General features: G+C 35.5%; 21 protein-coding genes. 14 read left to right on the forward strand and 7 right to left on the reverse strand.

Annotated elements, in window-relative coordinates; genetic code table 11:
• The first annotated feature begins 53 nt into the window (after positions 1 to 53).
• Positions 54 to 800 (forward strand): rhomboid family intramembrane serine protease, encoded by a 747-nt coding sequence (locus tag Q4500_RS00145; RefSeq protein ID WP_303597765.1) that lies wholly within the window; start codon positions 54 to 56, stop codon positions 798 to 800.
• Positions 801 to 807: 7 nt separating this feature from the next.
• On the opposite strand, the gene rlmB is transcribed toward Q4500_RS00145, so the two are convergent.
• The 7 genes from rlmB to Q4500_RS00180 form a co-directional block, all read right to left on the reverse strand.
• Positions 808 to 1,542: a 23S rRNA (guanosine(2251)-2'-O)-methyltransferase RlmB gene (gene rlmB / locus Q4500_RS00150; protein ID WP_303597766.1), complete on the reverse strand. Its 735-nt coding sequence runs from the start codon at positions 1,540 to 1,542 to the stop codon at positions 808 to 810.
• 76 nt (positions 1,543 to 1,618) lie between these two features.
• Positions 1,619 to 2,968: an aryl-sulfate sulfotransferase gene (locus Q4500_RS00155; protein WP_303597767.1), complete on the reverse strand. Its 1,350-nt coding sequence runs from the start codon at positions 2,966 to 2,968 to the stop codon at positions 1,619 to 1,621.
• 526 nt (positions 2,969 to 3,494) lie between these two features.
• A complete protein-coding gene (locus Q4500_RS00160; protein WP_303597768.1) occupies positions 3,495 to 4,280 on the reverse strand; it encodes a hypothetical protein in 786 nt (261 codons plus the stop codon).
• Between the two features lie 11 nt (positions 4,281 to 4,291).
• The gene (locus Q4500_RS00165; RefSeq protein ID WP_303597769.1) at positions 4,292 to 5,041 is read right to left on the reverse strand and encodes a hypothetical protein; all 750 of its coding nucleotides are present in this window, start codon (positions 5,039 to 5,041) and stop codon (positions 4,292 to 4,294) included.
• Between the two features lie 332 nt (positions 5,042 to 5,373).
• Complete coding sequence (locus Q4500_RS00170; RefSeq protein ID WP_303597770.1) at positions 5,374 to 6,237, reverse strand: hypothetical protein; 864 nt, start codon at positions 6,235 to 6,237, stop codon at positions 5,374 to 5,376.
• Positions 6,238 to 6,252: 15 nt separating this feature from the next.
• Entirely contained in the window at positions 6,253 to 7,896 is a 1,644-nt protein-coding gene (locus tag Q4500_RS00175) for a SusD/RagB family nutrient-binding outer membrane lipoprotein (protein WP_303597771.1), read from the reverse strand.
• Between the two features lie 15 nt (positions 7,897 to 7,911).
• Entirely contained in the window at positions 7,912 to 11,145 is a 3,234-nt protein-coding gene (locus Q4500_RS00180) for a SusC/RagA family TonB-linked outer membrane protein (RefSeq protein ID WP_303597772.1), read from the reverse strand.
• 400 nt (positions 11,146 to 11,545) lie between these two features.
• Between Q4500_RS00180 and rpsL the strand changes: the two genes are divergently transcribed.
• The 13 genes from rpsL (at position 11,546) to rpmC (ending at position 19,473) form a co-directional block, all read left to right on the forward strand.
• Positions 11,546 to 11,920, forward strand: a complete 375-nt coding sequence (rpsL, locus tag Q4500_RS00185) for a 30S ribosomal protein S12 (RefSeq protein WP_027064832.1) — start codon at positions 11,546 to 11,548, stop codon at positions 11,918 to 11,920.
• Positions 11,921 to 11,943: 23 nt separating this feature from the next.
• Entirely contained in the window at positions 11,944 to 12,420 is a 477-nt protein-coding gene (rpsG, locus tag Q4500_RS00190; protein WP_282049290.1) for a 30S ribosomal protein S7, read from the forward strand.
• Positions 12,421 to 12,426: 6 nt separating this feature from the next.
• Entirely contained in the window at positions 12,427 to 14,559 is a 2,133-nt protein-coding gene (gene fusA, locus Q4500_RS00195) for an elongation factor G (RefSeq protein WP_303597773.1), read from the forward strand.
• 9 nt (positions 14,560 to 14,568) lie between these two features.
• On the forward strand, positions 14,569 to 14,874 hold the full coding sequence (gene rpsJ / locus Q4500_RS00200) for a 30S ribosomal protein S10 (RefSeq protein ID WP_007094989.1): 306 nt from the start codon (positions 14,569 to 14,571) through the stop codon (positions 14,872 to 14,874).
• Between the two features lie 141 nt (positions 14,875 to 15,015).
• A complete protein-coding gene (rplC, locus tag Q4500_RS00205) occupies positions 15,016 to 15,633 on the forward strand; it encodes a 50S ribosomal protein L3 (protein WP_073242586.1) in 618 nt (205 codons plus the stop codon).
• Between the two features lie 5 nt (positions 15,634 to 15,638).
• Positions 15,639 to 16,271 (forward strand): 50S ribosomal protein L4, encoded by a 633-nt coding sequence (gene rplD, locus Q4500_RS00210; RefSeq protein ID WP_073242594.1) that lies wholly within the window; start codon positions 15,639 to 15,641, stop codon positions 16,269 to 16,271.
• 4 nt (positions 16,272 to 16,275) lie between these two features.
• Positions 16,276 to 16,566 (forward strand): 50S ribosomal protein L23, encoded by a 291-nt coding sequence (rplW, locus tag Q4500_RS00215; protein ID WP_073242596.1) that lies wholly within the window; start codon positions 16,276 to 16,278, stop codon positions 16,564 to 16,566.
• A gap of 9 nt (positions 16,567 to 16,575) precedes the next feature.
• Positions 16,576 to 17,400: a 50S ribosomal protein L2 gene (rplB, locus tag Q4500_RS00220; protein ID WP_073242598.1), complete on the forward strand. Its 825-nt coding sequence runs from the start codon at positions 16,576 to 16,578 to the stop codon at positions 17,398 to 17,400.
• 13 nt (positions 17,401 to 17,413) lie between these two features.
• A complete protein-coding gene (rpsS, locus tag Q4500_RS00225; protein WP_027064825.1) occupies positions 17,414 to 17,692 on the forward strand; it encodes a 30S ribosomal protein S19 in 279 nt (92 codons plus the stop codon).
• Between the two features lie 3 nt (positions 17,693 to 17,695).
• Complete coding sequence (gene rplV, locus Q4500_RS00230; RefSeq protein ID WP_073242600.1) at positions 17,696 to 18,103, forward strand: 50S ribosomal protein L22; 408 nt, start codon at positions 17,696 to 17,698, stop codon at positions 18,101 to 18,103.
• Between the two features lies 1 nt (position 18,104).
• Positions 18,105 to 18,821, forward strand: coding sequence for a 30S ribosomal protein S3 (gene rpsC / locus Q4500_RS00235; protein ID WP_073242602.1), 717 nt, complete (start codon positions 18,105 to 18,107; stop codon positions 18,819 to 18,821).
• Between the two features lie 19 nt (positions 18,822 to 18,840).
• Complete coding sequence (rplP, locus tag Q4500_RS00240; protein ID WP_073242604.1) at positions 18,841 to 19,269, forward strand: 50S ribosomal protein L16; 429 nt, start codon at positions 18,841 to 18,843, stop codon at positions 19,267 to 19,269.
• 12 nt (positions 19,270 to 19,281) lie between these two features.
• Entirely contained in the window at positions 19,282 to 19,473 is a 192-nt protein-coding gene (rpmC, locus tag Q4500_RS00245; RefSeq protein ID WP_303597774.1) for a 50S ribosomal protein L29, read from the forward strand.
• Positions 19,474 to 19,475 lie beyond the last annotated feature (2 nt).

Here is a 19,475-nt window from a genome sequence, read left to right on the forward strand (position 1 = left end):
CCAATTTGTAAACGTTGGTAGTATAATTGTTATTCAAATACAAAATCTAGCTCATGTCTGAAATGGGACATTATAAATTTTCGAACAAAGTAATTGCTATTCCGCTATTAGCAATGATTTTGATATGGGGCGTATATTGGTTAGAATTGACTTTAGGGGTGAATTTTAATGAATTCGGGGTTATGCCCAGAACGCTTCTCGGTATACGCGGTGTTGTGTTGAGTCCGTTTATTCATGGTTCTCTAGAGCACTTATATAACAATACTATTTCTTTAGCAATTCTATTGTCAGCCTTATGGTATTTTTATAGAGATGTCGCTTGGAAAGTAGTGTTGTACGGAATACTGTTATCAGGATTTTTAACATGGATGATTGGGCGTACATCGTACCACATTGGTGTAAGCGGACTCATTTATGTTCTAGCAAGTTTTATTTTTTTTAAGGGGATATTTAGCTCTTACTTTAGATTGGTAGCCCTCTCGTTAATAGTTGTTTTTATTTACGGAAGCATGCTCTGGTACATATTCCCAGTAAAAGAAGGAATGTCGTGGGAAGGACATTTAGGAGGTTTCTTGACCGGATTGTTTTTAGCTAAAGTCGTGAAAGCACGCATACCACCAACCAAAAAATATGAATGGGAAAAGAAAGATTTTAAAGAGGAAGACGACCTATTCTTACAACACTTTGATGAAAACGGAAACTTTAGAGAATTACCCACAGAGGAAGACATCGATGAAGAAAGTAATTTAAAAATTAACTACATCTTTAAAGAAAATTCTGAAAATGAATCGAAAATATAATGTTGAATTACAAACGTTGGCGAACTGCTTCATATAAGAATACAGCACATGCAACAGAAACATTCAATGATTCTATTTCACCAAGTAATGGCAACTTTGCCCTGTAATCAGATGCTTTTAAAATAGAAGGTGTAATACCACGATCTTCAGCACCCATAACAATAGCGATAGAACCTGTAAAAGGAACATCGTAGACAGAATCATCTGTTTTTTCGGTAGCCGATACTATTTTAATATCCGAAGCCTGTAAATAGAAAACGGCATCTTTTAAATGGTCAACCTTAGCAATAGGTACTCTATATGCAGCACCGGCAGAGGTTTTAATTGTATCTGCAGTTACAGGAGCGGCACCTTTCTTTTGAACAATGATTCCGTCAACTCCGGTACATTCCGCAGTTCTAATTATTGCTCCAAAATTACGTACATCTGAAAGCTGGTCCAATAATAAAAATAAAGCGGGACCTTCTTTCTCGTTCGCCTTTTCCACTAAATCTTCAAGAGTATGAAATGCAATAGGCGAGATGTTAGCAACAGCACCTTGGTGGTTACTTTTGGTAAGCCTGTTTAATTTTTCAATAGGTACATAGACCATATTAATTTCATTACGACGCAATAAACCTTCTAGTTCTTTCATAAGGTCCCCCTTAAGACCTTTTTGTAGAAATACCTTGTCTATCTCTTCATTTGAATTGACAGCTTCTATAATGGCTCTTAAGCCATAAATTTGAGTGGTTTTTTGCATGGGGCAAAGGTAAATAAAAACCGCCCAACATTTGTTGGGCGGTTTTAAATTATTAGGTTAAAATATTTTAAGAAATTTATAGGTCAAGTGCTATTATTGCAGGGTCGTCTTTAGCATAGTGATATGCTCTCCAAAAAAAACCTTGTGCAGAAAATTTCCAAACAACTTCATTTTGTTGGGTAACTTCCCAAATTCCGAAATCACCTTCTGTAATTAATGTGTTACCATTCGGTAAACGAACTGCCCCCGATACTTTTGGTGAATATAATTCAGAATTAGTAAAACTCCAAAGAATTTCTGGTGTGGTAATAGTAGGTATGCTATTTTGAGAAAGTTCAGTTGGTAATTGAAATTCATAAACTGTAGATTGTTCTAAATCGCCACCATTGGTATAAACAAGTATTTTACCCTGTTCAAAGAGATTAGGGTAATGATTGTTGACGAACAAACGTTCTGTAATGTTATCATTTTGGACAGTAGGGTTTCCAAATCTGTATACCAAATCACCGCCCCTATTAAAATTTCCGCCAGAATGAGATGTAGTCTCTTCAGCATTTGTAGAATGATCTATTACCCATACTTCGCTATAATAATTGACACTTAGAAAAATTAAATCATTCACGTCGTCATAGCTTATGCCATTAGCGTGCATAATATTACCATTTGCTGCTTCCACATAATTTAGGTTAATTAATTGAGGGTTGTCCTCAATATTACCGAAATTGAGTTTAGTGTCGTCAAGGTTTTGAATTAAGTGATTTTTGGAATGCCATTCCCAAACAATTTCATTAGTCGTTGGGTTTATTTCTATAATTGATTCAGGATAAATGTCATTGTTTAGCTGATAACCATTTGAAATTGCCTCTTCGGCTGTCATTTTTTCCCATGCAATTGCTAAAATGTTTCCATTAGGCAATAGTTCTACGTCATGGTGGAATCTATGTTCGGTATTGGAATATTCAAAATTCCATAAAGCATCTCCGCTTTTGTTTATTATCTGAATAATACCTCCTTGACCTCCAAATGCAAATTCTGTGTTGTCAGATTCAAGAGACGCTAAAAGAGTACCGTCATCTAATAATAAAACATCATTGCCTATTATACGTTCACCTAATGGCCATTGATAAATTAAGTCTGCATTTTTATCCATTAAATAAACACTATTTGCAGCGGCATCATTTACTAAAATATAATGGTCTGTTATAAGTTCTTGGTTATAAATGGTGACATTGCCTAATTCGCCAACTAGTTTTTTAGTTGTATCATAAGCGGATTCTTCAATTTCCTCTTCGGTAGTATCTGTAATTTCAATGTTTTCTTCTGAGCTTTGAAAGGTGGTGTTGTTATCACTAGAACAAGAAGTTAAAAAGGTATAAAATAAGCAAAAGATACCAGTTTTTAAGTTTATAAAGTTCAACTTAGCCATGATTTATTTATGTTTTGTTAAAATATTAAATCTTTTTTTGTTTATAAATGAGTGCGGTTTTCAAAACATAACTGATTTTAATTATATGGACTATTTGTTTGCATAATCTTTTATTGTTGAACTTTTAGATAAATTATTTCTTTATTGGTAATACTCGTTATTAAAACTTCAACTAACTCAAAATCTATAATCCTTATCATTTATTAATTGTAATGGTTTTAAGTGGTCTAAGAATAAAAATAATATTCCGCCATAAACTAGCAGGTTTAATTTAACACTACATTTACTGCGGTGTATATTTCTTTGGTGTTATTTTTCATTAGTAGGGGTACATTCTTCAGTTCTAATAATAGCCTCATAGGAGGGTAAATTATTAAAGTTAGACAAGGAATAATTTTGATTATACTTTTTTACTAACTTATTCTATTAAATTTTAAAAAATCAAAATAAGGAATTGCAGATTATGATAACAGAATCTTTGAGTTTTTTATATCTATGAAACAGGTACTTTTTAAAATAGGTGTCACTACGAATTGTAAAACTCGATTTTGTTTATAATTTTTATAATGTCAATTTTATTTTTTAAATTCAAATTCTCATTTTTAATATATTCTTCAATTTGAAATGAATTTGATTCATCAAACATACTAATGAATTTATTTTTTTTAGTTGGTATTTCCTTAATACGATCCTCACTATCTGTTTGTATAAAGTAATTTACATAATTTGTAAATTTACTTGGAATGGGGTTTACCATAGAATTTTGGGCAGGTTTACCTTCACTATAAGTTATGTATATTCTTTCGTAGACAGTATAATTGTTTCCTGTATAGATTAAATTTAAATATCCACTTTCATATGAATTCTTTGACGTGTAAAAATTACTAAACTTTAATTGAACGTCTTTTGCTTTTAAAGTAATTTTTTCATCTTTAATCAGTGCTATTTCTTTTTCTTCAGGTAAGTTGGTTTTTTTTAGTTCTATTTCGTTGTTGTAAGCATTATATCTATAGTATACATCTCCTAGATGCTCATCATCATAATATACTTTGCCAGGAATAAAACTATCGGTTACATATGCAGAGCCAACGTCCGGTCCTATATTATATTCAATATAATCTTGGTTGTTTTTTACCTCTTGAAATAATTTCTGCATCATTGGTGTCCATTTTTGGAAAAAATTTGCATAAGGGTCATTTTCTGAAGGTACTCCTGCTCCGGGAGCACTACCACTAATTACCTGTGCGTTTACAATGGAGAAATTTATTGAACCGATTAAAAGAGACAAGAGTATAGTAGAGGATTTTTTCATAACATATTTGTTTATAGAGAGTTAATATACTCAAATATAGTAATTAGATCTTCTTCGTTGGAATAATTGAAAGAATTTTCTTTAAGATAGGTTTTAACTTGCTCCTTTTTGTCTTTGTCTATTATTCTTAATATTCCATTTTTGGAGGTAGGAAGATAATCAATTCTTTCTATGTCTTGTTTTTTATAATAGAACTCTTCAAATTGAGCAAACCTACTTGGTATTGCATTAACCATGGAATTGGCAGCAGCTTTGCCTTCGGCATATTTAACCGCCAATCTATGGTAAAGTTTAAATCGTTCCTTATCCAAGATTAAAGATAAATAGCCATTTTTGGTTTCTTTTTTCTTATTGATATAGGTTATGAATCGTAAAGTTTTGTTTAAATATTTTACACTTATATTTTTATCAGGATATAATTTTTTTGCTATTTCCTCTTCAAGGTTAGTGTCTTTAATTTCTATAATACTGTTCATAGCATTGTATCTTACAAAATAGGTACCCTGTAATTCATCTTCATAAAAAACCTGACTTTTTATAAACTTATCAGTTAAGTATGGAGAACCCATAATTTCTTCTTTGATATTGGCGGTAGATGATGGTTGATTTCTTAAATCCATCATTACAAGGTTCATCATTGGGTTTCCACCTGCGGCATTGTCAAATAAACCTGCTTCACCAGTTGGAGCACCACTTAGATTTTGAGAATAACTAAATTTCATTATACTAAATACTAATAAAATTAACGTTAAATTTTTCATAGGATATGTTTGGTTTAGGTACAATATAATTATTTCATTTTAATAAATATATGAAGCTTATTATTAATATTAATGTTAAAATATAATATAATATTTTTGCTAAATACATTGTTATAAACATTAATATTTACATTATTAATAATATAACTCTTAATAGGGTAAATGCTGTTTTTGGTATTCAATGGCTTGTTATTAGCGTTGCATATTATTTGAAATTATTACGTTTATCGGTTAATGTCATGTATGGATAATTAAAAATTTTGGCATAAAAAAAACCTGGAAATAATTTTCCAGGTTTAATTTAATAATTAATTGTTTTTAAATTCCTTTAATTAATCAGGACAAATGTTAAGAATTATTTCCCCTATACTTGGTGAAGGTCCATCAGAAAATGCAACTTCTCCATTTGGGGCTGTTATACTAAATGTAACCTCGGAATCCCAATCACCTGAAACATATTCCCAAAACCAGGTAGTAGCTGTTTCTGGAATAATAATAGTTTCGCTCCCGGCTGATCCTGAAGTTATAGTGTAATCTGTAGCTACACCATCTACAGTAACTCTTACAGATGCACCGTTCCATCCATCTCCATAAGAATCTTCCATGTCTAAAGTATACTCACCAGGTACTGGGTCGATAGGAATACAACTAACACTAACATTGTAAGCATAAGGAGAAGCAAAGTATGATCCACCTGTAATGTTTGCATTACCGTTAACATTTGTCCAAGATGTACCATCTGACAAATTTACCTCATAACGATACGTAAAAACATCTCCACCGGTATAGTCAGATTCTGATAAACCTAAAGCGGTAGCAGATTCTTCTAAAGTAGTGTTAAACGTTATTTCCGGTAAATCTCTTGAACCAGTAACAAATTCACTAGGTTCAAAAGTTCTTACTAATTGCTCTGCAACACTATTATCTGTGTCATCCCCTTGATTATCTGCAAACGATAAATATAGATCAACAGATGTTATTTCTGAGTCTGGTCTGCCATTTTGAGCTTCAACAACAATCGTTAATGCCGATTCTGGTACAAATGCATTGTAAGGGGCTCCTTCTAAAGTTCTAGTTCTTAGAATAGCACTGCTTGTAATACCTTCCAGTACTTCGTCAACTATTTTGTCATCACTTTCACAGCTTGTAAATATAGCTGCTGTGAATGCAAGAAAATATAAACTTATTTTTTTCATCTTTTTACTTTTAAATTAGTTTCCTATAGGGAAAGCCGGTGAAGCCGGGTTTGTATCCCAAAATACTTGTTCTGTCACGGTTGACTTTTGAGCTATAGAAGAATTTGTATTGGCTGCGGTTGCAGGATACAAAAAGGATCTAATAAATGCTCCTGGGTCTGGTTCTAAGTTAGGTTCAATATCGGTTGGGTAACCCGTTCTTCTGTACATATTAAAACCATCATGACCGTTTCCTTTTAGTGAAATCAAAAACTGTTCTCCCCAAATATTCAATTTAGCTTCATCGTCAGCTGCAGCTTCAAATGCATCGTCTATTGAAGTTACAAAAGCTGCAATTTCTGCATCAGTTGGTTCGAATGAATCATCATAATCTGGATCTTTAGTTCCAAAAGATATTACTTTAGAAATAGACATTTCTACTGCTGATAATAAGAATGGTTTTGCACTTGCAACACTGCTTGTGGCAGCTACTTCAGCTCTCCAGAATTCAACTGTAGATGCTAGTAAAAGAGGTGTTACACCATTACCTCCACCACCTGCTCCAAGACCAATTTCACCAAAACTGCTGTCATCGAAAAGACCTGCAATAGGATATACACCTTGTACTGTTCTTAAAAGACCATCTGGCGGAATACCGGCGTCATTACCATGGTTTCTTCCCCAATAACCATTTGGAAGTGTACAGAAAACGTATCCTCCAGAAACATAATGTGCCGGTGGAGTCTGTAACGAACAATCTAACGTTTCTTCATTTGGTGCAACACCATCAGAACCTGGAACTGTAGCACTCTGTCTATAGAAAAAGTATCTAAGTCTTGGGTCGCTTGTTGTATCCATTAGGTTCATCAACCAAATTGACTGATAATCACTACCTCCAGTAGCTGTGTAATTATCCGCATAGTCTGGGTGTCTTACATCTGGTTGTACTGCATTAGTTCCCCATGTAAATTGAAAATCATCCGCAGAATCTTGAATATAATTTCCACTTGAAATTATAGAATTAAAGGCAGAGGTGTTACCCATGTTTTTGTACAATCTTAACTTTAAAGTGTTACAAGCCATAATCCACTTGTCATAATCTCCTCCGTAGAAAAAATCGTAAGCAGGGTCAACAGGACTTTCTGCATTAAAGTTTGCAATTGCATTGTCCAATAAAGTAAGAGCTGCGGCATATACATCCGCACCTGAATCCAATGCAGGATTTAGGTTATCAGCGGCTAAAAGTGCTTCACTATAAGGTATGTCACCAAACATATCCACTAATTCCGTAATAGTATACGCTTCAATGAATTGACCAATTGCTGTATGATTGTCAAACCCGGATTCTGTTGTTAATACAGTCATATCTTGAATATTCTGAAGAACTTCTTGATATGCTTCTTCCCAAGCTGTGTCAAAACTAGTTGGTGAATATGCTTGCTGATAGTTTCTGTTATTTAAATTTTCCGTACGGACTGTTTCGGCCATAGTTTCCCCAACTCTTTCAGTAAATTTAGCAAAATCAACTTGAATAGCATTCAAATAGAAATCTGGGTCGGCTTGTGCCGGGGTTAATGCGTTAGGATCGTCTGTTAATCCCAACTCTGTTGTTTCACAAGAGTTAAATAGTACTCCTGATAAAGTCAAAACAACAACGTATTTAATTATTTTTTTCATCATCAATATTTTTTAAAATTAAAATGAAGCTTTAACACTCAATCCATATCTTTTTGAACTTGGACCGTTCAGGTAATCAAAACCTCTACCGTTACCAACTCCTACACCGGCAACGTTTGGATCAAAGTTAGTCCCTTTTGGAATATTTATAGCTTCATAGTATAAGTTGAAACCAGAAAGTGTAAAACTTAAAGAACCAAAAGGAGTTTTGTCTAACCATTTTGATGGCATGCTATATCCTAAAGAGATTTCTTGTAATCTTATAACTGACGCGTCATAGATACCTAGTTCGTCAGGACCAAATAGTACATTACTGAAATAAAACGTTGAATTGTTTATAGCTACCGCATTTTCGGTTCCATCGGCTTGTACGCCTGGTAAAATGAAACTGTTTAAACGATCAGAAGTATCTGTGGTCAAACCTCTACCTAGCAATACAGCAGTAGTTCTACTATAAATATCCCCTCCATGTGTATAGTTCATTAAAAAGTTAAAACTTAAATTTTTATAACTAATAGAGTTGCCAACATTTAAAGTCCAGTCTGGGTTTGGATCACCAATTACAAATGTACCTTCTTCTTCTGCATAACTACCCGTGCTGTTAACAACGAATTCGCCGTTGTCGTCTCTTAATATTCTACTCCCAACAATTACACCTAGTGGCTCTCCAACGATTGCTGCATTACCTAGGTTTGTAAATCCAGCATAGACTACTAAATCAGTATCTAAACCTAAATCTGTCACTTCTGTTTCGTTTGTTGTCCAATTAGAGTTTATACTCCAATTAAAACCTCCATCTTCCGCACTTCTAAACAGGTTTAAAGTTGCATCTAGTTCAATACCATCTGCCTTAATCTCACCTACGTTTGTTTGTGTTTCTGTAAATCCAGTTGAAGGATCTAAAGGTCTTTCAATAATCAGGTCATTAGTGGTTCTTCGATAGTAAGAAGCATCTAGGGTTAACCTATTATTGAATAATCTAGTTTCCAAACCAAATTCTAATTCTGTTAGAAGTTCTGGTTTTAAATTAGGGTTTCCTAATTGATCAGCACTTGTATTGGCTGTAATATTGGTACCTCCTTCTTGAAAAAACTGTGTATCCAAATTTAATGTAGAGGCTACAGGATAACCTGTCGGAAAATTAGCGGATGTTCCGTAACCAGCTCTTAGTTTCAAGTAGTTGATTCCGTTTTGGCTTTGTAAGCCAGATATTATTTTAGTAGGAATCAAAGAGACACTTGCACTAGGGTAAAAGATTGAATTATTTTCCGTTGCCAAGTTAGATACATAATCCTTACGACCACTAAGTGTTAAGTAAGCCATCCTGTCATAGTCAAAATCTAACTGACCATAAAGACCAATAATGTTTCTTTCAGAGAAATATTGAATTTCATCTTGTAACTGAAAGTTGAAATGTCTTAATACTCCAAAGGCTTGTTGTCCTGTACTTGCAACACCATTTTGATCAAATACTTCTCTTCTAGTAGTTGCGCCAGTATTAAAGCTGAAACCAACTTTCTCAGAAAGCTCATACTGTCCAGTTAAAATTAGGTTATGGTCAAATATGGTATTTGTGTTGTTCCAAGTTTGTAAAATACCACTTTGTGTGGCAACACTACCACCTACACCACCTTTGTTTTGAGAGTTGGTGTTGTTTTCAGAATATACATCAAGACCAAAACGGTATGTTAGGTTTAAATTATCATTAATTTCATATGCTAAAGCTGCATTACCGAATACACGATTGGTAACTTGTCTATTTTGCGCATTTTTAACAGTCCATAGGGGATGTTGGATACTGTTGTTCTGTCTGTAGTAAACACTAGAGCCATCAACAGGATTTTCAAAAGGAAGCCCTTGTATATCTATACTGCGAGGAGTATAAAAAAGGTTGGCGAACAATGATGATCCTGTACCAAAAACACTGTTACCTGTACTAGCTGCAATTGGAGGTGAAACAAAATCGGTATTTGAAAAGTTCATGGTACCGGATACAGTAAATTTGTTTGATAAAATAGCTCTACCACCTAAACCTATAGTGTATCTGTTCAATTCGTTACCTGGTGTAAAACCTTCATCGTTCAAATGGCCAAAGTTTGCATTGTAACTTACTTTACCATCTTCTGAACCACCGTTAAAATTTACCGAGTTACTTTTAACAACACCTGTTCTAAAGAACTTTTCGACACTATCATAAGGCTTATAGTCATAACGGGCATCTTGTAGTTCTGGAAAAGCTGCTTGAATAGCTGAAGTTGAGGTAGAGTATGGATGCGCTAACGTTCCATTTTCATCAATGGAAGCTTGCGAACCCCATCCTGCAACACCACCTTCTTTAAAGCTTGGTCCCCAGTTACTGAAGAACCACCCAAATGCTTGGTCAAAACCATTACCATACTCATCTTGGTAATCTGGTAATGACGCAATTTGATTAAAGAATAAGGAACTGCTAACTGTAATTTCGTTTTTCTTAGCGCCTCCGGTACCTGTAGCACCGTTTTTGGTAGTTATTAATATTACACCATTTCTACCCGCTGTACCGTATAAAGTTGCAGCAGCTAAACCTTTAAGTACATTGACGTTTGCAATGTTGTTTGGGTCAAGGTCCAAAAATCTACTAGAACCATTATTGCCATCAACGAAACTGTCACTATCTCCATTTTGACTTTGACCATTTGTGCCACTGTCAAAAGGAACACCATCTACAATAAATAGTGGTTGGTTACTTCCGCTAAAACTACTTAGCCCACGTATTACAATACTGGTACCTGATCCAGAAAGACCACTTTGAGCAGTGATGTTTACACCAGAAGCCTTACCGGTAAGTATTCTACCTACATCACCTTCTGCTCTTTGCTCCAGTTGTTCTTTGCTTACTTCGGCTACGGCATAACCTAAAGCTTGCTTTTCTTTTTTAATACCTTGTGCCGTAACAACAACCTCGTCAAGTGCTTGTGCATCTTCTGTCATAACGACGTTAAGGGTGTTACTTGCGCCAATTGTCACCTTTTTAGCTTTTTGACCAATGTAGGTAAAAAGAATTGACTGACCTTCTGAAGCAGTTATGGAGTAGTTACCATCAAAGTCAGTTTGAGTACCAGTAGTAGTACCCTCGACTACAATGTTTACTCCGGGCAAAGGAAGCCCTGCTTCATCAGTAACCGTACCGGAAACTGTTTTTTGTTGTGCAAAAGAAATATGCACAACTAACGCCAATAATAGCGTTAACAATCCATTTAGTTTTGTTCTCATTTTTAAATTATTTGAATTAGCTAGCGACAAACTTCATAATAATGTGTTAATAATGCAAGATAAATTTAATAAAACTTTATGAAGTTGTTATAAAATCAGAAGTTACAGATTAAACACGATGCATATTTAAAGTTATATAATTCTTCAGTCTTTTTTTTGTGATATTCGCAATTCTTCAGAAAAACTCAGAAAAACTTGCATTTTATTCAAGATGAATATTGTATGGAATTTCTTTTAGATGGTTCTATTAATGTGATGATTTTGACAGTTGTTTGTTGGGTTCAAAAATTAAGGAATTATAAAAATATTAAAATAAATGCGTAAGGGTTTGAATTATACTGAAATATTACTACATTTGCCGACCCTTAAAGTAGGGGTAATTATTTATATATATTATAGTATGCCAACAATATCACAATTAGTACGAATAGGAAGAGAGACGATTACTAAGAAGAGTAAATCGGCTGCTTTGGATTCGTGTCCTCAAAGAAGGGGTGTTTGTACACGTGTTTATACTACCACGCCAAAGAAACCAAATTCAGCTATGAGAAAAGTAGCAAGGGTAAGGTTAACGAACGGTAAGGAAGTGAATGCTTACATTCCGGGAGAGGGTCACAATCTTCAAGAGCACTCGATAGTATTAGTAAGAGGCGGAAGAGTTAAAGATTTACCAGGAGTAAGGTATCATATTGTACGTGGTGCATTGGACACAGCAGGTGTGGCCGGTAGAACACAACGTAGATCTAAATATGGTGCGAAACGCCCTAAAAATTAATTAAACTTGTTTAAAAGGAAGTAATGAGAAAAAAACAGGCAAAGAAAAGACCACTTTTACCAGATCCAAGATTTAATGATCAGTTGGTGACACGTTTCGTCAACATGATGATGTGGGATGGTAAAAAATCAGTAGCTTTTGGTGTATTTTATGATGCAATTGACATCGTAGATGCAAAGAAGACTGATGAGGAAAAGACAGCTTTGGAGCTTTGGAAAGATGCATTAAGTAATGTTATGCCTCACGTAGAGGTTAGAAGTAGAAGAGTTGGTGGTGCAACATTTCAAATTCCAATGCAAATTAGACCAGACCGTAAAATATCAACAGCGATGAAGTGGTTGATTAGTTATGCTAGAAAGCGTAATGAAAAAGGTATGGCTCAAAAACTAGCTGGAGAAATTTTAGCTGCTGCAAAAGAAGAAGGTGCTGCTGTTAAGAAAAGAGTTGATACGCACAAGATGGCTGAGGCAAACAAAGCATTTTCGCACTTTAGATTCTAGAAAGACATGGCAAGAGATTTAAAATTCACAAGAAATATAGGTATTGCTGCGCATATTGATGCTGGTAAAACCACTACAACTGAGCGTATACTTTTTTATACGGGTGTAAGTCATAAGATAGGTGAAGTTCATGATGGTGCTGCTACTATGGACTGGATGGAGCAGGAGCAAGAAAGAGGTATTACTATTACTTCTGCTGCTACTACATGTGAGTGGAACTTTCCAATGAAAAATGGTGAGTTAACTGATGAAACAAAGCCTTATCACTTTAACATTATTGATACTCCAGGTCACGTTGATTTTACCGTAGAGGTAAACCGTTCCTTACGTGTATTAGATGGTTTAGTCTTTTTGTTTAGTGCAGTTGATGGTGTTGAGCCTCAGTCTGAAACTAACTGGAGATTAGCTGATAATTATAAGGTTCCGAGAATTGGTTTCGTGAACAAAATGGACCGTCAAGGTTCTAATTTTCTTATGGTTTGTAAGCAAGTTAAGGAGATGTTAGGTTCTAACGCTGTGCCAATAGTACTTCCAATCGGTGATGAAGCTGATTTTAGAGGTATTGTTGATTTAGCTAAGAATAGGGCGATTACATGGCACGAAGAGGGTTTCGGTGCTACTTTTGATGTAATTGACATTCCTGAAGATATGAAAGCTGAAGTTAAGGAGTATAGAGCTGCTTTGATAGAAGCTGTTGCTGAGTATGATGAGGATTTAATGGAGAAATTCTTCGAAGATGAAGACTCTATTACGGAAGAAGAAGTGCATGCTGCTTTAAGGGCTGCTGTTATGGATCGTGCAATCATACCTATGATTTGTGGATCTTCATTTAAAAATAAAGGTGTTCAGTTTTTATTGGATGCTGTTTGTAGGTATTTGCCTTCTCCTGTAGATAAGGAGGATATTCAAGGTACTAACCCTGATACTGGCGTTGTTGAAAAACGTAAGCCTAGTGTTAAAGAGCCGTTTTCGGCGTTAGCATTTAAGATTGCAACAGATCCTTTCGTAGGTAGATTGGCATTCTTTAGAACATATTCTGGTCGTTTAGATGCTGGTTCTTATATATTGAACAACCGTTCAGGTAAAAAGGAGCGTATTTCTCGTATTTATCAAATGCACTCTAATAAGCAAAATGCTATCGATTTTATTGAAGCAGGTGATATTGGAGCAGCTGTAGGTTTTAAGGATATTAAGACTGGTGATACTATGTCTGATGAAAAGCACCCAATTGTTTTGGAAAGTATGGATTTTCCAGAACCTGTAATTGGTATTGCTGTTGAGCCTAAAACTAAAGCGGATGTAGATAAGTTGGGTATGGCTTTGGCTAAATTAGCTGAAGAGGATCCTACTTTTCAAGTGAAAACTGACGAAGCTTCTGGTCAAACAATTATATCTGGTATGGGTGAGCTTCACTTAGATATTATTGTGGATCGTTTAAGACGTGAGTTTAAAGTAGAGGTGAACCAAGGTGAGCCTCAGGTTGAATACAAAGAGGCGTTAACAAAAACTGCTACACATAGAGAGACTTATAAGAAGCAATCTGGTGGTCGTGGTAAATTTGGTGATATATCTTTCGAAATGAGTCCTGCTGATGAGGATTTCGAAGGAGAAGGGCTTCAGTTTGTTGATCAAATTAAAGGTGGCCGTATTCCTAAAGAATTTATACCATCTGTTGAGAAAGGTTTTGCTGCAGCAATGCAAAATGGACCTTTAGCTGGATTTGAGATGGATTCTATGAAGGTTGTATTGAAAGATGGATCTTTCCACCCTGTGGATTCTGATGCACTTTCTTTCGAATTAGCTGCTAAGATGGGTTACAAAGCTGCTGGTAAAGCTGCTGGTGCCGTAATCATGGAGCCAATTATGAAGTTAGAAGTTATTACTCCGGAAGAAAACATGGGTGATATCGTTGGAGATTTAAACAGACGTAGAGGAACTATTGGTGATATGAGTGATAGAGCTGGTGCCAAAGTTGTTAAGGGTACTGTTCCATTATCTGAAATGTTTGGATACGTAACATCTCTTAGAACTTTATCTTCAGGTCGTGCAACTTCAACAATGGAATTTTCACACTATGCAGAAACTCCTTCTAATATTTCAGAAGAAGTTATCAAAGCAGCAAAAGGTATAACAGCATAAATTTAGGACATGAGTCAGAAAATTAGAATAAAACTAAAATCTTACGATCACAATTTAGTGGACAAGTCTGCTGAGAAGATTGTAAAAACGGTAAAGACAACCGGTGCTGTTGTAACAGGACCAATTCCTTTGCCAACACATAAAAAGATATTTACGGTTTTACGTTCACCTCACGTGAATAAAAAATCTAGAGAGCAGTTTCAATTAAGTTCTTACAAGAGATTGTTAGATATTTATAGCTCTTCATCTAAAACTATTGATGCACTTATGAAGTTAGAGCTTCCAAGTGGTGTTGAAGTGGAAATTAAGGTGTAAATTTGCCGTCTGACTTATGAATAGGTTAGACTACATGTCCTAAGCTGCGTGCGAGGGAAAAACGGAAAAAATAATTTAGGGTTAAATTATTTTGACCCTATTTTTTTGAGAAAAATTTAATAATAATTAATATAAATAAGTATGTCTGGGTTAATAGGAAAGAAAGTAGGCATGACCAGTATTTTTGACGAGAATGGGAAAAACATTCCATGTACCGTTATTCAAGCTGGACCATGTGTAGTTACCCAAGTCAGAACCGAAGAGGTCGACGGGTATAGTGCCCTTCAACTTGGTTTCGATGACAAGGCAGAAAGTCGTGCTATTAAGGCTGAATTAGGCCATTTTAAAAAAGCAGGTGCTTCTCCTAAGAAAAAAGTCGTTGAATTCCGAGATTTTGAAGGTGAATTTAAATTAGGTGACACTGTAGGTGTTGATGTTTTCGTTGAAGGACAATTTGTAGATGTTATTGGAACGTCTAAGGGTAAAGGTTTTCAAGGTGTAGTAAAACGTCACGGTTTCGCTGGGGTTGGTCAAGCAACTCATGGTCAGCATAACAGACTTAGAGCTCCTGGTTCTATTGGTGCTGCGTCATATCCAGCTAGAGTTTTTAAGGGTATGAAAATGGCCGGTAGAATGGGTACTGATCGTGTAACGGTTCAGAATCTAAGAGTTTTAAAAGTAGTTCCAGAAAAGAATCTTTTAGTAGTAAAAGGTTGTGTTCCGGGCCATAAGAATGCTTATGTAACCATACAAAGGTAGATGTAATGAAGATAGCAGTTTTAGATATTAAAGGAAAAGACACAGGTAGAAAGGCAAACCTTTCTGATGATGTTTTCGCTATAGAGCCTAATGATCACGCAGTATACCTAGATGTTAAGCAGTATTTGGCTCATCAGAGACAAGGTACGCACAAATCTAAGGAAAGAGCTGAGATCGCTGGTAGTACTAGAAAGATTAAGAAGCAAAAAGGTACTGGTACTGCGAGAGCAGGTAGTATTAAATCTCCGATTTTTAGAGGTGGTGGTAGAATATTCGGCCCTAGACCTAAAGATTATACTCAAAAGTTAAACAAAAATTTAAAGCGTTTGGCAAGAAAATCAGCATTGACTTTAAAGTCTAAAGAGAATGCGATTTTAGTAGTTGAAGACTTTGATTTTGATACTCCAAGGACTAAGGATTTTATTGATGTTTTGAAGACATTAGGTCTTGAGAATAAAAAATCTTTAATAGTGTTGGGTGATTCAAATAAAGGTGTATATTTGTCTTCGCGTAATTTTAAAGGCTCAGAAGTTATAACTAACTCAGAATTAAGTACTTACAAAATTCTTCATGCTAATAGCGTGGTATTGTTAGAGAGCTCTTTAGAGGGAATTGAATCGAATTTAAATAAACAATAATATCATGAGTGTGTTGATAAAACCAATTATAACGGAAAAAATGACTGCTGATAGCGAGTTGAATAACCGTTATGGATTCGTAGTTGACCCTAAGGCTAACAAATTGCAAATAAAAGATGCAGTTGAGGCTACTTATGGTGTTTCTGTGAAGAAGGTTCGTACAATGAATTACGGTCCTACAAGAAAATCCAGATATACAAAAACTGGTGTGCAACATGGAAAAACAAATGCTATTAAAAAAGCAATTGTTGATGTTGTAGAAGGTGATATTATCGATTTTTACAGTAATCTATAAAGACAAGAAATGTCAGTTAGAAAATTAAAACCAATCACTCCAGGACAGCGTTTTAGAGTAGTAAATGGATTTGACGCCATTACTGCTGATAAGCCGGAGAAGAGCTTGCTTGCTCCGTTAAAAAAGTCCGGAGGTAGAAACAGTCAAGGAAAAATGACCATACGCCAAAAAGGTGGAGGTCATAAAAGAAGGTATCGTGTAATAGATTTTAAGAGAGATAAGCAAGATGTGCTTGCTACTGTTAAAACTATTGAGTACGATCCAAATAGAACTGCATTTATTGCTCTTTTGGAATATGCAGATGGTGAGAAACGTTATGTGATCGCTCAAAATGGTTTGCAAGTTGATCAGCAGGTTTCTGCAGGGTCTACTGTGGCTCCTGAGATCGGTAATGCATTACCATTAAGTGAAATTCCTTTAGGTACTATAATTTCATGTATTGAGTTAAGACCTGGTCAAGGGGCTGTTATGGCTCGTAGTGCTGGTACATTTGCTCAGCTTATGGCAAAAGACGGTAAGTTTGTTACTGTTAAGATGCCATCTGGTGAAACTAGATTAATTCTTTCTGGTTGTATGGCAACGATTGGGGCTATATCTAATTCGGATCATCAATTGCTGGTATCAGGTAAAGCTGGTAGAAGTAGATGGTTGGGTAGAAGACCAAGAACTAGACCGGTAGCTATGAACCCTGTCGATCACCCAATGGGTGGTGGTGAAGGTAGAGCTTCAGGTGGTCATCCAAGATCGAGAAACGGAATACCTGCTAAAGGATTCAGAACTCGTTCTAAGACCAAGAGTACCAACAAGTATATAATAGAACGTAGAAAGAAATAAAAACTAGAAAGAAATGGCACGTTCACTAAAAAAAGGACCTTACGTTCACTATAGTTTGGAAAAGAAAATCCAACAAAGTGTTTCATCCGGTAAAAAAGCGGTAATCAAAACTTGGTCTAGAGCATCTATGATCACTCCTGATTTCGTTGGGATGACAATAGCGGTTCATAACGGAAAACAATTTGTACCTGTTTTTGTAACAGAAAACATGGTAGGACATAAACTTGGGGAATTTTCACCAACAAGATCTTTTAGAGGTCATGCAGGTGCGAAAAACAAAGGAAAAAAGTAAGCTATGGGAGTTCGTAAAAAACAGATGGCCGAAAGAATAAAGGCTGAGAAGAAGATGGTAGCTTTTGCTAAGTTGAATAACTGTCCTACTTCACCTAGAAAAATGCGTTTAGTTGCAGATTTAATTCGTGGTGTAAAGGTAGAGCAAGCCTTAGCTATTTTGAGGTTCAACCCTAAAGAGGCTTCTAGAAAGTTAGAGAAATTATTACTTTCAGCTTTGGCTAATTGGCAAGCAAAAAATGAAGAGGCAAGTTTAGAAGATGCTGATTTAATTGTAGCTGAGATTAGAGTTGATAGTGGTGCAATGTTGAAAAGATTGCGTCCTGCTCCACAAGGTAGAGCACATAGAATTAGAAAACGTTCAAACCATGTTACATTGGTTTTGGGGTCAAAAAATATAACAGAAAACTAGGATGGGACAGAAAACAAATCCAATAGGAAATCGTCTAGGAATCATTAGAGGTTGGGAATCTAACTGGTATGGTGGTAACGATTACGGAGATAAATTGGCTGAGGATGATAAAATACGTAAGTATATTCATGCAAGACTTTCTAAAGCTAGTGTCTCAAGAGTTATAATTGAACGTACTCTAAAATTAATCACTGTAACTGTAACAACTGCTAGACCTGGTATTATTATCGGTAAAGGTGGTCAGGAAGTTGATAAGTTAAAAGAGGAGTTGAAAAAAATCACCAATAAGGAGGTTCAAATCAACATCTTTGAAATAAAAAGACCTGAGCTTGATGCGAATTTAGTAGCAGCAAGTGTAGCTCGTCAAATTGAAAGTAGAATTTCTTTTAGAAGAGCAATAAAGATGGCAATCGCTGCAGCAATGCGTATGAATGCTGAAGGAATAAAGATTCAAATCTCTGGTAGATTGAATGGGGCTGAAATGGCACGTTCTGAGTCTTATAAGGATGGTAGAATTCCATTATCTACCTTTAGAGCAGATATCGATTATGCTTTACATGAAGCTCAAACTACATATGGTAAACTTGGAATTAAAGTTTGGATTATGAAGGGTGAGGTATACGGTAAAAGAGATTTATCTCCATTAGTAGGAATGCAAAAAGATTCTTCTAAAGGTGGTAAGCAAGAAGGTGGAAGAAAACAACGTCGTAGAAAGTAATTTTTAAAGAACTAAAGTAATGTTACAACCGAAAAGAACAAAGTTCCGTAAGATGCAGAAAGGCCGTATGAAAGGTCTTGCTGGAAGAGGGCACCAACTTTCAAATGGTATGTTCGGTATAAAGAATGTTGATGATGCTGCATTTTTGACTTCACGCCAGATAGAAGCTGCTCGTATTGCTGCTACTAGATTTATGAAGAGAGAGGGTCAATTGTGGATTAAAATATTTCCAGACAAGCCGATTACCAAAAAACCATTAGAAGTACGTATGGGTAAAGGTAAGGGTGCACCAGAATATTTCGTTGCCGTGGTTAAACCAGGTAGAATTATGTTCGAAGTAGCCGGAGTTCCTTTGGAAGTAGCAAAAGAAGCTTTAAGATTAGCGGCTCAGAAACTTCCTGTTAAGACAAAATTCATTGTAGCTCGTGATTACGAGGCTGTAAATTAAACGTAAGGAATAATGAAAAAACAAGAGATTAAAGAAATGTCTGTGGAAGGACTTACGGAGAAATTGGCCGAGTACAAGAAGCAGCATGCAGATTTGAAAATGGCACATTTTGTAACTCCGTTAGAAAATCCGCTTCAGATTAGAAAAGTAAGGAGAACGGTAGCGAAATTAGCTACTGAATTAACTAATAGGGAGAACCAATAAGT

Source organism: Maribacter sp. 1_MG-2023, from assembly GCF_030547005.1.
Taxonomy (GTDB): Bacteria; Bacteroidota; Bacteroidia; order Flavobacteriales; family Flavobacteriaceae; genus Maribacter.